Below are 15,497 nucleotides of genomic sequence, written 5' to 3'. Positions count from 1 at the left end.
TAAGATTTGATATGATCCGATTTAATAACGTTAGCAAAACTTACCCAGGAGGCTTTTTAGCACTTAAACAAGTGAGTTTTACCATTGCCCCTGGCGAAATGGCGTTTTTAACGGGTCACTCTGGCGCGGGTAAAAGTACCTTATTGAAACTAATGAGTATGATGGAAAAACCCAGTGTTGGCAGTATTGAAATTAACGGCACTGAATTATCAACCATTAAGTATTCACAAATCCCTTATGTGCGTCGTGGTATTGGTATGATATTCCAGAACCATAATTTATTAGCGGACCGAACCGTATTTGAAAATGTCGCCTTACCACTTATTATTGAAGGTTATAGCCAAAAAGAAACCCGTAAACGTGTTGAAGCTGCGCTTGATAAAGTGCATTTAACTAGCAAATTAAAGTGTTTTCCGAATATGCTTTCCGGCGGAGAGCAGCAACGTGTTGGCATTGCACGAGCTATTGTTAATAAACCGCCAATATTATTAGCAGATGAGCCTACCGGTAATTTAGATCCAAAGTTGTCATTGGATATTATCAGGCTATTTGAAGAATTTAATGATATGGGCATCAGTGTGTTAATTGCGACCCATGATTTAGGGCTTATTGCCCGCATGAAATATCGTACACTGACCTTAAAGCAAGGTCATATGATCACCGACGGTATTGTTGATGGGTTACAAGCAATGAGTGAACGTAATGGCAGCTAATGATATTCGTCACAATAGTCAGCATTTAAACTGGACCGGGCGCTTCACTGCTAGAGTTCTTAGGCACTTGCAACAAGCAATAGGTAGCTTGGGAGATTTGTGGCGCACACCGTTTACGTCTGTGATGACGGTACTTGTTTTAGGTATTAGCTTAACTTTACCTGCTACTTTACATTTGTTTGTCAAAAACACTCAAACGGTTACCGACCAGTGGGACTCCGCCTCAGAAATCACTTTATTTTTAAAGTTATCAACTTCAAACAAAGCGGCACAAAATCTTGTACAACGTATTCAGCTTTATCCTGAAGTAGCGAATGTTGTTTATATTTCTGCAGAACAAGCCTTAACTGAGTTTAAAGTCAGTTCTGGTTTTGGCCAAGCTTTGGAATATTTAGAAGAAAACCCCTTACCGGCAACTTTATTGGTAACACCAACACAGCGATTTAGCCAAGCCCAAGCAGCGCGTGAGTTATTACTTAAATTAGAACAAGAACGTGGTGTTGACCAAGGCAAACTTGATTTGGAATGGTTAACGCGTTTAGAAGCCATGGCAGCCTTGATAGAGGATGTTGTTATCGGCATCGCAATATTATTATGTTTATCTGTGGTGTTAATTATTGGCAACACTATTAGGTTAGCAATACTGAACCAGAAAGATGCGATTGCTGTGATGAAATTAGTGGGTGCTACCGATAGTTTTATTCAACGACCATTTTTATATGCTGGTGTTTGGTACGGGGTGCTTGGTGGTTTTGTGGCGAGTATATGTGTGGCTATTTTAGCGCATTATCTTTCAGGCGCATTATTTGAATTAACCGATCTTTATCAAAGCCAGTTTGTGTTATCGGGCTTATCATTTAATGAATTAGTGATACTACAATTAACAGCAATAGGTTTAGGTTTATTAGGTAGCTTTATTTCTGTAAGGCAACATATTCGCGCTATTGAGCCAACAGCAGATTAATTTATTTGTCGTTCAGTACCTAACATTTCATCAGCCCAAGTTATGGCTGTTTCTTGTGCTTTTAAACAATCGTCATGAGTTAACGCCAAGTGCTTAATTAGCTGATCAATTCTTTGCCAGTTTCCTACTTCAATACATTTAGCTAAATCAAGGTAATCAGCCAAGTGATTTTTATTACTAATTAATGCCTGTTTAATATCTTGGTGGATTGGCAATATTTCTAATATCCCTTCTATAGAATGGTCTAAAATACCATCAATCAATGACAATATACCGGTTAAAAAAGCCTTAGGTGGGTTTACTTGAACTTTTTTTAGCAGTGATATTTGTTCACAAAATTTGGCTCTTATTAGCGATAAACGCATAATTTCTGCCGGCTTATCTTCGCTGAGATTAGTTAGTGCTAACAAGGCGATAAATTTTTTCAACTCTGTATCACCGATATATATTAAAGCATGCTTTAAGGAGGTGATTTCTTGGCTTCTACCGTAGAAAGGGTTGTTGATAAATCGCAGTAATTTATAACTAAGGCCAGGATCTGAGCTAAATATATTACTCATGATTTCGAAGTTTAATGTTTCACAACTTGCATGACCGATTAACTCTAAAATATTTTGTTTTGCCGACGTAATATTCTTTTGTTTCAGCATTTCTGGTTTGGCAAAAAAGTAGCCCTGAAATAAAGTAAAGCCGAGAAGTTTAAACTGCTCAAATTGCTCTAGCGTTTCTATTCTTTCAGCCAATAATATCAATCTTTCATTATTGATTTCACGAATGAATTTACCGATTTCTAATAAGGAGTACTCCGATATATCTATCTTCAATATGGAAATATATGGCAAAAATCGTTGCCATTTTTTGTTAAAATCAATGTCATCTAAGGCCAGTTTGTAACCTTGATTGAATAAGTGCTTACAGGTAGATAATAATTCATCTGTTGGGGCGACATCTTCTAATATTTCTATAACGACTTTGCTTGGATCTAAAAAGCTTGGAAAATTGTTTATTAAGGCATTGGAGTGAAAGTTGATATACGCCGGTAAATCATTAGTAATATTTTCCACACCTAAGGTTAAGTGATTATTGCTTAATATATTGGATGTGGCTTGGTCAGGATCTATATTCGGAAAACAGTTACTCTCTCCATTTCTAAAAAGTAATTCATAGGCAACAACGGTTTTATTTAGGTCTAATATAGGTTGTCTGGCAATAAATGAATACATAACACCTCTAGTGAATGCTGTTTAGCGCAATTTTTTAAACAAAGCTTAATATAGTTATATATGCCAAGGATAATTTATACAACGGCTTTGATATAAAATAGCCGAAATATGAGTATTGAGCCCTCGCTGTTTTAATTTTCATCATGATGTAATTTAAGTAAAATTTAAAGCTGGTGACAAACTTTAACAAATTATTCATGAAAAAATTGAAAGAGGGTGTTGTTTCCCCCTGTCTTCTACGCTAATGTTGTTTTATTAAAGTCGTGATGATCTGTCATACCCTCCTTTTTACATTATTTTTATTTACCACTGAAACGAGTATCTTGAGGTGGTTCGGGTATATATGTTATTATCACGAGCTAGATTAGATAGAGGAGTTATTAAATGAGTGAAGCAATGCAATCAATGGCGTTAACTGTTCCCAAAAGTGGCAGCATTGAAGCATACGTGCAATCAGCATATAGCATTCCTATGCTAACAGCTGAAAAGGAACGTGAGTTAGCAACTCGTTTATATTCAGAAAATGATCTAAAAGCTGCGCAAGAGTTAATTATGTCGCATCTTCGTTTTGTTATTCATGTTGCTAAAGGCTATGCAGGCTACGGTTTACCACAAGCTGATTTAATTCAGGAAGGTAATATTGGTTTAATGAAAGCGGTTAAGCGCTTTAACCCAGAAGTGGGTGTTCGCTTAGTATCATTTGCTGTGCATTGGATCAAAGCTGAAATACATGAGTTTGTGCTAAAAAATTGGCGCATCGTTAAAGTTGCCACAACTAAAGCACAACGAAAATTATTTTTTAACCTACGTAAAAATAAAAAACGTTTAGGTTGGTTTAGTCATGATGAAGTGAAAAATGTTGCTGAAACGTTAGGTGTTACCACCAAAGATGTTTTGGAAATGGAATCTCGCATGAGTAACCAAGACCAAGCATTCGAATTATCAACAGATGATGATGATAATGCTAGCGCCAGTACTTACTCTCCAGCGCAATATTTAGAAGATAAGCAATCCGATCTTGCTACTGAAGTAGAAGATTCGAATTGGGAACAGCACGCTAACAAAAGACTGAGCAATGCTTTAGTCGGTCTTGATGAGCGTAGCCAAGATATTATTCGTACGCGTTGGTTACATGACGACAAGACAACCTTACAAGAGTTAGCGAATAAATATGAAATATCAGCCGAACGCGTTCGTCAATTAGAGAAAAATGCACTGGCAAAGTTAAAAGGTGCAATGGCAACATAGCGCTCACAAAAAATTTAATTTAAACCGGCTTCTGCCGGTTTTTTTATGTCCAGAATAAACCCTATTGGATAGGTGTGAAAAATTGATGATGGTAAATCGACTGTTTTAACGTATGCCAAATTCATTATGAGTAAAAATCAAATAGATAATGTTCACATGAATATAAGTTAAATGTAACGATTTAACCTTAAATAACAAGTTGATAGTGAAATTTACACCAACTATACCAACTACACCGGCACTATTTGGCAATATCGGTGGTTATTCTGACGTTAAGTATAATTTATCAGTTTACGGTGATGTAACTGAAGATTTAACCGTGCTTTATAGTGCTCAGTTTATTCGTGGCATGGACGGTGAATATTACGGTGAAAAATTCTCCACTGACAATGTTATTTATCATAACGTTTCTGCCTCATACCATATAAATGACCAATGGGCTGTTAATGGTGGTGTGAAAAACGTGTTTGATGCTGAACCTGAAGAAGTTTTAGGTGGTAATGACATGGGAACAGTGCCCAGTATCTATGATGTGGTAGGGCGAAACATGTTTATTAGTGCATCATATAACTTTTAAATAACTCAAACCTGAGTTTAATCACATGGGAGAGTTTATAAAAGCGATGGCAATGTCATCGCTTTTTTATGTAAAAATTTTTTGCTAAAACTGAAATTATGCGATGAATGACACTGAATAAGTTGCGCTAAGGTCTAGCTAAACATATATATTTTGTTAGACTAGCCGTACAAAAATAATACTAATAATAAAATGGAATACCCACAATGGAATCGCGGGCGACGGAAACTACTCATGCGGTACGTCAACTTCCTAGGTTAAAGACGTTACTTAAAAAGTATCGACAACTTAAAACCATGCAATCGGGTTTATTGCAACTGTCTGAATTAGCCGGTTCAGTAACCGATATGGCTGAATTTTATCGTGCTCTTGAATCAGTAATTAAAACCTTATTGGTTACTGACAGCTTTCATATAGCCCTGTTAAATTCTTCTGATGAATTACAATTAGCCTATTGCCATAATCTGGCAGATGTAGGGATTAATGAGCATGTTGATTTAGCTAACTGGCGAAAAAGCTTAACTGGCTTAGTTTTGCTAAGCCAACAGACGATGAATTTTTCTAATAAGAAAATAATGAAACTTGCTAACGAGGATAAAATTCTCTTATCTGGCACAGCATGTGTAGATTGGCTAGGTGTGCCGTTAAGGCTAGGTCAACAGGTGATTGGTGTTATTGCTATACAAAGTTTCGATGCCAAACTGAATTTTTCCAAAAGTGACAGCCAAATTTTAGCCTTGATTGCAGAGCATTTAGTCAAGGCAGTCGATCGCGTGCAAAGTAGAGCGTTATTAGAATCTAGTATTTGCCAGCGCACACTTAAACTAACCCAAACAAATCAACAATTACAGCGTGAAATTGCTGAAAGACAGTTAGCTGTTAAAACCCATCAAGTATTATTGAATATTTCTGAGTTAACGGCAAAATCTCAAGCAATTGAAAAATTTTATCAAGCACTGCACCAAGAAGTAAATAAATTACTGCCAGCAAAAAACTTTTATATTGCTTTATTATCTGAGGATAAAAGCCTATTAGAGTTTCCATATTATTGTGACGAAAAAATGCCGCAACCAGAAACGCGGATACTCAGCGACGGCTTGTCTGAAATGACCATAAGCACAGCTAAACCTATATTACTCAGTGATAGAATGGTTTACACGTTAGCGGCGCAAGGTGAAGTAACGCAATGTGCATTTACCAAACATTATCCTGATCACGAATTGCCACGCGCATGGCTGGCAGCACCGTTAACTGACCACGGTGAAGTTTTTGGTGTTATTGCCATTCAGCATTATCAAGACGAAAAGGCTTATCACAGTAAAGATCTCGAGCTTATGCGCTTTGTGAGTCATCATATCGCGATTGAGATTTTACGACAAAAAGTGCAGCAGCAAGTATTGCAAAGCAATGAAGCACTTGAAAAAATTATAAATAAACGCACACAAGAACTGCAAGCAACCAACCTTAACTTGCGTATGCAAATTGAAGAACGTCGAAAAGCAGAAGCGCGCTTATATCATGAAGCTCATCATGATGGTTTAACCCAACTACCTAATAGAGCAATGTTTTCAGACCGTTTAACCTATGCTATTCGGCACTTAAAGCGCCATACTAACCATAGATTCGCGGTTTTATTTATTGATTTAGATCGTTTTAAAATGATTAATGACACCTTAGGGCATCATGCGGGCGATCAATTCTTAATCGAAATTTCGCACCGATTACGCGATTGTGTGCGCGATAATGATATATTAGCCCGACTAGGTGGAGATGAGTTTGTCGTGTTATTAGACTCATTGCAGTCGCTTGATGATATAGAAGAAATAGCATCTCGTATTATTACATCGATTGCCCAGCCCTTTGAGCTTAATGGACATACCTTGTATTCAAATGCCAGTATTGGTATTGCCCAAAGTCGTGTTACTTATAAAGATGCCAACGAAATATTACGAGATGCTGATGCAGCTATGTATCAAGCCAAAAGTTTGGGCCGCGGTCGATATGTTTTCTTTGATGACAGTATGCGTGAAAAAATAATTGCTAGCATGACACTTGAGCAAGAATTAAGGCAAGCCATTAAAAGTAAGCAGTTTGAATTACACTATCAGCAAATTTCAGATTTAACTTCAACTAAAACTCTAGGTTTTGAAGTGCTTTTACGTTGGCAGCACCCCACTAAAGGGTTATTAACACCGAGTGAGTTTCTGTTTATGGCAGAAGAAACCGGTATGATTTTAGACATAGAAACTTGGGTGATTGAAGAAGTTTGTCTGCAATTAAAACTATGGAAGCAATCAAAAGAATATGAACACGCTTATATTGGTGTGAACTTATCGGGCCGTCATTTAATTCAAGCTAATCAATTAGCAAAATTAATGGCGTTAATTAGTGTTAATACAATTGAACCTGAACGACTGATTTTAGAGTTTAATGAGTCAGCTTTTGCTCGCCATACTGATTTAGCCCTTAAAGGCTTACGAAAATTGAAGGAGTTTGGCGTCAAGTTAGCTTTAGATGACTATGGTGCCGGTTTATCGTCTTTTAATTTCTTACATAGCTACCCGTTCGAATTTATTAAACTCGATCGTAGTTTTATTCGCATGCTGAATCACAACGATAAAAATTTATCTTTAGTTAAAGCTTTGCATGAGCTTGGGACAAAATTCGGTTACCGATTAGTGGCCGAAGGAATTGAATCTGAAGCTATGCTTCAAAAACTCCAAAATGTAGGTTGTGAATTCGGTCAGGGTTATCATATTAGCCGGCCAGAAAAAATAGTGAAAACTAAGACTGAAAGTAATGTTGTCGCAATGTATCGGGCATAGTTAGCGTTTGAATTGATTAACGCTAACCTTTGTGAAAAAATCCTTCAACACGTAAGACAATACCCGGTGTTGTGCTGTAGTTCTCTTGTTCAGGAAACTCTAAAAAAGGCTCTATTTCAAAAAATAACCAATCCCTTAAGGCATTAAAGCGGTATCGATAACCTAAAGTGTACTTATCAACGACAAAGCCTCGGGCCCCGTTGCGTTCACCTTCCGCTTGTAAGCTCAGTACTGATGCCGTCGTTTCATTTATTTGATTTAGCTTATAAAAGCCATGCTTCCAACGAATACCACTAAACGCTGCTGAACCTCGAATACTATAATTAATGCGAAATTGTGACTTTTTGCTTAATTGGTAATCGTATTCTAGTAATAATTTAGCGCCAAGGCCATCATCGAGATAGTAATATAATGACGGCTCAAATAAGAACCCCTGTTTTGCGCTAATATTGAAACGTCGTTTATGTTTCGCTCGAGCAAATATATCACCGCCTGAAAAACCCAAACGATAATTCATTAGCCTGTCATCTCTTTTCTCTTGGGTATAGTTTAGTGCTAAAGAAAACTTCTCTTCTTCATTGTTCGACTTTGTATTTGCGGATTCTAACGGTAAATTGTTGAGTTCGTCATCCGTTTCGTCAGACAAGACTAAACTAACTCTATCTTGAAAATGCGGTAATTTAACACGCACTCGAAAACGTGGCTTGATTTCACTCCAGTCACGACTTTTTGGCAACCAAGCAAAACTAATTTTTGCGGTTGTTTGTGGGCTTTGTTGTTCACTATCATTTGCGATAAAAAAACTATCGAACCATTGCGCAGATTGATAAACAGAGTCTGAAACCGTTTCATGCAATCCTTGCATCCAGTGATCATCTTTTTCTTCAGCAGGGGCTTTTACTTCTTGCGAAGTATAAGCTTGTGCTGAATTTGCAAATGCAAAGTAAAATAACACTAGGCAAAAAAGCCAATAACACTTGTTTTTACAATACATTTTCATCAAATTTTACTTTACCTCATCATTTAGCATATCAGTTGGTGATTTTTTTTCTATAAACTTTATAATGAAATCAATTAAATTATAGGGGTTTTTTATGGGCGGTATAAGTATTTGGCAATTATTAATTATTGCAGTGATTGTTGTGTTGTTATTTGGCACCAAAAAATTACGTAATTTGGGCACTGATTTAGGTTCAGCAATCAAAGGTTTTAAAGGCGCTGTAACTGATGAACCAGAAAAAAAAGAAGCGGCTACAGAAGAAGATTCAGTTAATGGCGATAGCTTAGGCGATAAAACAGCACAAAATAGCAAGGTGTCTGAAAAAGAGAAAGACCAAGTCTAATGTTTGACATAGGTTTTTGGGAACTATTATTAATCGCTATTATTGGCTTAGTCGTACTAGGCCCCGAACGATTGCCTGTTGCAATTCGTACTGTGCGTACCTGGATATCTAGCGTTCGCACCTTTAGTGAGGGCGTTAAAAACGAGCTTACTGAAGAACTGCGTATCCAAGAATTGCATACGAATTTAAAAAAAGCGGAACAATCCGGCATGAAAGGTCTGTCGCCAGAAATTGAAGCTTCAGTGAAATCGTTAAAAGAAGCGGCAGAAATGGTAAATAATCCTTATAAAATAGCTGAAAAATCAATTGATTCTTCTGAAAAAATTGAACAACCAGCTGATAATAAAAATGAAAAGCAGAGCAAATGAGTTCAGCCGTTAAGCAAAATTACACATTATTTGATCATTTGTTAGAACTGAGAACACGATTATTGCATGCTGTGTTAGGTGTGTTAGTTGTTTTTTGTTCACTGATTTACTTTGCGCAAGATATCTACCAATATGTTGCGCAACCGCTTTTGGCCGTTATGCCTGAGGGGACGCAAATGATCGCTACTGACGTAGCATCTCCGTTCTTTACGCCATTTAAACTGACCATAGTATTATCTATATTTATCGCAATGCCGTTCATTCTGTATCAAGTATGGTCTTTTATTGCCCCTGGTTTGTATAAAAATGAAAAGCGTTTAATTGCACCCTTAATGTTTGGCAGTACCTTATTGTTTTATGGTGGTATTGCGTTTGCGTACTACATAGTATTTCCGGTTGCTTTTGCATTCTTTTCATCGGTCGCACCTGACGGCGTTACCATAGCAACTGATATAAGTAGTTATTTAGATTTTGTTTTAAAACTGTTTTTTGCCTTTGGCGCGGCATTTGAAATTCCAATTGTTATTATATTGCTATGCTGGACAGGAGTTACCAGCCCGGCTAGCTTACGTACTAAGCGCCCATATATTGTGGTTGGCGCATTTATTGTTGGTATGTTGTTAACCCCACCAGATATTATTTCTCAAACTATGTTGGCAGTACCTATGCTGTTGTTATTTGAGTTAGGTATTATTATCGCCTCTTTTTATTACAAAGAAGATGACGAAGACAAAGAATCAGAATCAAAGGATGAACAATCATGAAATATAATTCTCTCTTAACCCTCGCTATTTTGGCATTGTTATCATTGACGTCACAAGCAGGCACTAGCCATAACAGTTTGGAAAAATGTGCAAAAATTGAAGATAATTTAGTACGCCTAGCTTGTTTTGACGACTTAGCTCAGCAAGTTGAAGTTTCAGCACCCGTAAATATAGTTACAAAGTCTAGTCATAAAGTCGCAACAGCTAAAGTAAAAACCATTACAGCACCAACGACGAAAAAAGCAGAAAATTTTGGTGCAGAACATTTAAAAGCAGCTGAGGTCGCTGAAGAAGATCTACAGATTGTGTTTACTATTGAGCAGCTCAGTAAAGTTCATTACGGTAAATGGCTTTTCACTTTCACCAATGGTCAACAATGGAAACAGGCTGACAGTGAGTATCTTAAACTTAAGGTTGGCGATAGCGTAATGCTGACTAAAGGTTTTTTGAATGCGGTTTATTTGAAGAAAAATGAGCCCGATTCAAATAAAAAAATTCGCGTTAAGCGTCTGAAATAATAAGTTTATAATTTCTTGATTGATATAGGTGTTAACTTAACCAACGCACGCTTTGATAAAGACCGTGCGGAGGTTTTAGCGCGATCTAAGCAAGCAAACATTAGTGCATTGTTAGTTACAGGTACCAATATAGAAGAAAGTAAACAAGCAATTGCTTTATGTCAGCATTATCCTCATTATTTATATAGTACTGTGGGCATTCACCCACATGATGCCGATAATGCTGCGAAAAATTTTCAAGAACAATTAGCTGATTTAGCAACAAATAACTGCGTTAAAGCTATTGGGGAGTGCGGTTTAGACTTTAATCGAAATTTCTCTAGTGAAGTAAATCAGAAAGATGTTTTTAGTCAGCAAGTAGCATTAGCAGAGCAACTTCAATTGCCGTTATTTTTACATCAACGAGATGCCTTTGAGCCTTGGTTTGAAATTCTAAAACCATATTTTGCCCGTATTCCAGCCATGGTTTCTCATTGTTTTACTGGCAACCAGCGAGAATTACAGCAATGTTTAGATGCTGACATGTATATCGGTATTACTGGTTGGCTATGTGATGAACGTAGGGGTCAACAGCTGCGTGATATCGTACCGCTTATTCCACTTGAGCGACTGATGGTCGAAACAGATGCGCCTTATTTAACACCACGAAACATTCGCCCTAAACCTAAAAGTAGCCGAAATGAACCCAGCTATTTACCTTATATTGTCACCGTATTAGCCGAATTAATGGGTTATAGCGAGCAGGAAATCATTAAGCAAACTACGCTCAATAGTGAAATCGTTTTTGATTTAAGAGCTAACAATGCGTAATTTACTTATCGCCATTATGGGCTTGTTGATGACATTTTTAATGTCTACAGTGGTAAATGCCCAAGGTATTCCTGTGATGGCAAAGCCAAGCTTACTATTACAGTTGCACATACAACATATATTTATCGGTAGTAGCCTAATTTTGTCTTTGATGTGCTTTACTTGGGCAAGAGCTTCACGCAGCTACAATATGGGAATTTTAGCGTTGTTTTTTGCTATAAAGTCACTGGGTATTTTAGTGGCTGGCGACATTTCACTTTTTGCATTATTTACTAACAATATTCATCTACTTAATACTGAGGGCGTGCTACTGGCGAACTTGTCAAACATGCTGTTTTTTATCTTTACGATTAAGTTGTTTTCTCTAAAAAATCATGAATCAAAAAGCTATCAATTATTACTGCGTTTAGCAATTATCATGACGATTTCCGTGCCTTTAAGCTTTGTACTTAGTCACAGTCATACTTGGTTATTAACGCAAATACCGATCAGTATTAGTTTGTTGGCGCTACTTTATGTCAGCAGAACGGTTAAAAAAAGCGACGGCCGATTACCAAAAATATACTCATATATTTTATTGGTGCAATTGAGCTTTAATGTTATCGCTTATTTACTGTATTTCGGGAGTTTTTCTGCTCAGATCATTAATTACTTGGACATGCTGGCTTTTTGGTTTATGACCATTATGGCGACCTATTTGATGGGACATACATACTATTGCCATTTACGTGATGAAAAGCTAGCTCAACAACAGGCTTTGGATAGCGCAATAAGCTCTAATAGAGCACAGCAAAAGTTATCTGCCTTGCAGGATGAAAGCCAAGAGCAACTAGAGAGCAGAGTGCAAGAAAGAACCTTAGAGTTGAAGATTGCCTTACAAGAATTAGAAACAGTCAATCAAGAATTAAAAGAGAAGAATACGCTTGATGAATTATCAGGGCTTTATAATCGTCGTTACTATGATCAAAAAATATTGGCAGAATTTAGACGTAGTCGCCGTAATTTGACACCACTAAGCCTAATTTTGGTTGATATTGACCATTTTAAAAGAGTGAATGATAACTATGGCCATTTAACAGGTGATAAATGCATTGTTGAAGTGGCGAGTTTACTGAAATCCTTATTGCGCCGGAGTACTGATGTGGGTTGCCGCTACGGTGGCGAGGAGTTCTGCTTGATCCTGCCTGAAACCGATGAAAACGGCGCATTAGCTTTGGCGCAAGAAATTTGTCAAAGTGTGCGTCAGCAAAAGATTTCCAATAATGAAAGCGTAATAGAATTAACTGTAAGTTGCGGTGTAACAACGTATCAGCAAGAGAAAGAAGTGACGCCTGAAATTATTTTCGAGAATGTAGATAAAGCACTATATAAAGCGAAACAAGCTGGTCGAGATCAAGTACAAGTAAGTAAATTTAAATTATTATAGGAAATCAGTATGAACAACGTCTTTGGCCAATATCCCGCCCGCCGTATGCGCCGTATGCGCTCAGATGACTTTTCAAGACGTTTAATGTCTGAACATCAACTCAGTGTTAATGATCTGATTTACCCTGTTTTTGTGCTTGAAGGTGAAAACCAGTGCGAAGAGATTGAATCTATGCCAGGTGTTGAACGTAAAAGTATTGATCTGCTGCTAATCGAGTGCCAAGAGTTGGTTGATTTAGGCGTTCCAGCAATTGCTATTTTCCCGGTTACACCGGTTGATAAAAAATCACTTTTGGCTGAAGAAGCTTATAACATTGATGGTTTAGCTCAGCGTGCTGTGCGCGCGGTAAAGGCAAAATTTCCAAGCTTAGGTGTGATCACTGATGTTGCCTTAGACCCATTCACCACCCACGGTCAAGATGGCATTATTGATGATAACGGTTATGTGCTAAATGATGTAACCAAGGATATTTTAGTCAAACAAGCCTTATCTCATGCACAAGCTGGCGCTGACATCGTTGCTCCTTCCGATATGATGGATGGTCGTATAGGCGCAATTCGCCAAGAACTAGAACATCATCATTTTGTTAATACTAAAATACTGGCTTATTCTGCCAAATTTGCCTCTAGTTACTATGGCCCGTTTCGTGACGCTGTCGGCTCCGCAGGCAATATTAAAGGCGGCAATAAATTCTCTTATCAAATGGATCCGGCCAATAGTAATGAAGCATTGCATGAAGTCGCGCAAGATATTCACGAAGGTGCAGATATGGTGATGGTTAAACCAGGTATGCCATATCTGGATATTGTTCGCCGGGTAAAAGATAATTTTCAAGTGCCGACTTATGCCTACCAAGTCAGTGGTGAATATGCCATGCATATGGCGGCAATTCAAAATGGCTGGTTAGCTGAAAAACCTTGTGTAATGGAAGGTTTGTTAGCGTTTAAACGAGCGGGTGCTGACGGCATTTTAACCTACTTTGCTAAGCAGGTAGCCCGTTGGTTAAAAGAAGAACAAAAAGCGTAAATAGTGCTTAAATATTTGTAGATGTAGTGAATTAACAACATATTGCCGCGCTGCAAAGCACGGCTTTTTTATGTCAGCGTTTTAAACTTTATTGTCGACTTGCTACTAGGCGAGAAACTATTTAATCGTTGGAAATCTGAATTTTATTATTTTTGACACTGTGTTGCTACGCTAATTAATTACTTTTCACATTCTATGTTCAAGCGATACCCTAGTCGGGCAATATGAGCATTTTCTTGCTTTAATTCATCATGAATAAGGGCGTGCTGCATTAGCCAAGCTTTCGGTAAACCCAGGTATATAGTTTTATCATTTAGTGAGATTCGATAGTCTGGTAATTCATCGTCTTTGCGGCGACGGCACAATTTTATTGCTAAGCGTAGAATAATTAATAACTTCTTGGCAGTCTCATCGTCTATAGCTGATTGTTGCTCAATAAGTGCCAAGTTGATGTCTCCCTTATAAAGCGAGACAAAACTGACCAGTAGCTGCCTATCTGATTGACTAAAACCCGCCAAATCTGCATGAGTAAGAATATAGGCACTATGCTGTTGATGATATTTGTATTCAAGTAACAGGCCTATTTCATGTAAGTCACCGCTGGCTAGTAGTAGCGCAAATGCGTTATCGTCAGATAAATTCCAAGTTGATTTTAGTTGGGTAAATATAGTATTAATTTGCCGCTTTACACTATCTGCATGTTGTTGATCAATATGAAAACGTTGGCTTAAAGCGCGAATAGTGCGTTGGCGGATATTAGTGGTATGGCTATCGGGTAACATCTCGTACAGTAAGCCTTCACGTAATGCACCACTAGAAAGAGTTAACTCTTGGATAGAAAATTGCTGAAATAAGGCAATTAAAATAGCTAACCCACTGGCAATAACCGGGCTTCTTTCTGTTGATAAACCCGGTAAATTAACATTGTTAATATCATCAAAAGTGAGTAATTGTGCTCTAACTTGATAGAGAAAGTCTAACGAAAGCACACTGGGCTTATGCTGATAATTTAACATTTCGGCTAATGCTTGCATGGTACCTGAGCCACCAAGAACACATTGCCAACCAATATCACAAAAATCTTTTTTTATTAAGGCAATAGCTAGTTCAGCAGCGGATATTGCACGGTTAAAGTTTTCAGCCGTGAGTGTGCCATTGGGAAAATATTGTTGATTATAAGTAACACAACCCATGTTAAGGCTATGGGCTTTTTTAACAGTAAAGCCTCTGCCAACAATAACTTCTGTGCTGGCACCACCAATATCTAAAACTAAGCGTTTATTGGCACTAAAACTGGTGTGGGCAACGCCAAGGTAAATATGTTCAGCTTCAGCAATACCGCTTAATAGGGTAACTTTATGGCCTAATATGAGCTCAGCTTTAGCGATAAAATCTGCGCGATTTTGCGCTAATCTTAAAGTAGCGGTGGCGACAATTCGAATATTTTTTTCAGGGATATCTTGCAGGCGCTCGGCAAAAAAACTTAAACATTCTAAGCCTTTTGCCATGGCTTGCTCAGACAATATGTTTGCTTCACTCAAGCCAGCAGCAAGGCGTACTTTACGCTTGATTTTGTCAACAACTTGCACACTATCGGCAAGTTGTCGAGTGATTAACATATGGAAACTATTAGAGCCTAAATCGACCACGGCATACAGAGGTGATAAAGTCTCCATTGAAGTGGTCGTCATG

General features: G+C 37.7%; 15 protein-coding genes. 12 read left to right on the top strand and 3 right to left on the bottom strand.

Annotated features, from left to right (window positions below):
* The first annotated feature begins 11 nt into the window (after positions 1-11).
* A complete protein-coding gene (gene ftsE, locus H4J38_RS04635) occupies positions 12-713 on the top strand; it encodes a cell division ATP-binding protein FtsE (RefSeq protein ID WP_182129844.1) in 702 nt (233 codons plus the stop codon).
* Positions 703-1,677, top strand: a complete 975-nt coding sequence (gene ftsX, locus H4J38_RS04630; RefSeq protein WP_182129843.1) for a permease-like cell division protein FtsX — start codon at positions 703-705, stop codon at positions 1,675-1,677. Before ftsE ends, ftsX begins: the two co-directional genes overlap by 11 nt.
* Here the strand turns inward: ftsX and H4J38_RS04625 are convergent.
* The gene (locus H4J38_RS04625; protein WP_182129842.1) at positions 1,674-2,900 is read right to left on the bottom strand and encodes an EAL and HDOD domain-containing protein; all 1,227 of its coding nucleotides are present in this window, start codon (positions 2,898-2,900) and stop codon (positions 1,674-1,676) included. The two genes, ftsX and H4J38_RS04625, sit on opposite strands and share 4 nt — an antisense overlap.
* A 384-nt stretch (positions 2,901-3,284) precedes the next feature.
* Between H4J38_RS04625 and rpoH the strand changes: the two genes are divergently transcribed.
* From rpoH to H4J38_RS04610, 3 genes are all read left to right on the top strand, one after another.
* Positions 3,285-4,148 carry an RNA polymerase sigma factor RpoH gene (rpoH, locus tag H4J38_RS04620; RefSeq protein ID WP_182129841.1) on the top strand — a complete coding sequence of 288 codons (864 nt, stop codon included), beginning with the start codon at positions 3,285-3,287 and terminating at the stop codon, positions 4,146-4,148.
* Positions 4,149-4,353: 205 nt separating this feature from the next.
* Entirely contained in the window at positions 4,354-4,725 is a 372-nt protein-coding gene (locus H4J38_RS04615; protein WP_310733439.1) for a TonB-dependent receptor, read from the top strand.
* Positions 4,726-4,931: 206 nt separating this feature from the next.
* The gene (locus H4J38_RS04610) at positions 4,932-7,550 is read left to right on the top strand and encodes an EAL domain-containing protein (protein ID WP_182129839.1); all 2,619 of its coding nucleotides are present in this window, start codon (positions 4,932-4,934) and stop codon (positions 7,548-7,550) included.
* Between the two features lie 22 nt (positions 7,551-7,572).
* Here the strand turns inward: H4J38_RS04610 and H4J38_RS04605 are convergent, their stop codons facing one another.
* Positions 7,573-8,505 (bottom strand): hypothetical protein, encoded by a 933-nt coding sequence (locus H4J38_RS04605; RefSeq protein WP_182129838.1) that lies wholly within the window; start codon positions 8,503-8,505, stop codon positions 7,573-7,575.
* Positions 8,506-8,644: 139 nt separating this feature from the next.
* On the opposite strand from H4J38_RS04605, the gene tatA reads away from it, so the two are divergent.
* Genes tatA through hemB form a run of 7 tightly spaced genes read left to right on the top strand, consistent with a single transcriptional unit; the run spans position 8,645 to position 13,805 of the window.
* Positions 8,645-8,893 carry a Sec-independent protein translocase subunit TatA gene (gene tatA / locus H4J38_RS04600; protein ID WP_182129837.1) on the top strand — a complete coding sequence of 83 codons (249 nt, stop codon included), beginning with the start codon at positions 8,645-8,647 and terminating at the stop codon, positions 8,891-8,893.
* Positions 8,893-9,261 carry a Sec-independent protein translocase protein TatB gene (gene tatB / locus H4J38_RS04595; RefSeq protein ID WP_182129836.1) on the top strand — a complete coding sequence of 123 codons (369 nt, stop codon included), beginning with the start codon at positions 8,893-8,895 and terminating at the stop codon, positions 9,259-9,261. Before tatA ends, tatB begins: the two co-directional genes overlap by 1 nt.
* On the top strand, positions 9,258-10,025 hold the full coding sequence (gene tatC, locus H4J38_RS04590) for a twin-arginine translocase subunit TatC (RefSeq protein WP_182129835.1): 768 nt from the start codon (positions 9,258-9,260) through the stop codon (positions 10,023-10,025). The genes tatB and tatC overlap by 4 nt, the downstream gene beginning before the upstream one ends.
* Positions 10,022-10,543, top strand: coding sequence for a hypothetical protein (locus H4J38_RS04585; RefSeq protein ID WP_182129834.1), 522 nt, complete (start codon positions 10,022-10,024; stop codon positions 10,541-10,543). The genes tatC and H4J38_RS04585 overlap by 4 nt, the downstream gene beginning before the upstream one ends.
* Before the next feature lie 15 nt (positions 10,544-10,558).
* On the top strand, positions 10,559-11,353 hold the full coding sequence (locus H4J38_RS04580) for a TatD family hydrolase (protein ID WP_182129833.1): 795 nt from the start codon (positions 10,559-10,561) through the stop codon (positions 11,351-11,353).
* A complete protein-coding gene (locus H4J38_RS17135; RefSeq protein ID WP_259365383.1) occupies positions 11,346-12,779 on the top strand; it encodes a GGDEF domain-containing protein in 1,434 nt (477 codons plus the stop codon). The genes H4J38_RS04580 and H4J38_RS17135 overlap by 8 nt, the downstream gene beginning before the upstream one ends.
* A gap of 9 nt (positions 12,780-12,788) precedes the next feature.
* Positions 12,789-13,805 carry a porphobilinogen synthase gene (hemB, locus tag H4J38_RS04570; protein WP_182129832.1) on the top strand — a complete coding sequence of 339 codons (1,017 nt, stop codon included), beginning with the start codon at positions 12,789-12,791 and terminating at the stop codon, positions 13,803-13,805.
* 179 nt (positions 13,806-13,984) lie between these two features.
* Here hemB and H4J38_RS04565 read toward each other — a convergent pair whose 3' ends face one another.
* Positions 13,985-15,496: a guanosine-5'-triphosphate,3'-diphosphate pyrophosphatase gene (locus tag H4J38_RS04565; protein ID WP_182129831.1), complete on the bottom strand. Its 1,512-nt coding sequence runs from the start codon at positions 15,494-15,496 to the stop codon at positions 13,985-13,987.
* Position 15,497: the final 1 nt, after the last annotated feature.

It is taken from the genome of Colwellia sp. BRX10-3 (assembly GCF_014077505.1).
GTDB lineage: Bacteria > Pseudomonadota > Gammaproteobacteria > Enterobacterales > Alteromonadaceae > Cognaticolwellia.
Note: the sequence above shows the minus strand (reverse complement) of the source record. Positions and strands in the feature narration are given on the sequence as shown.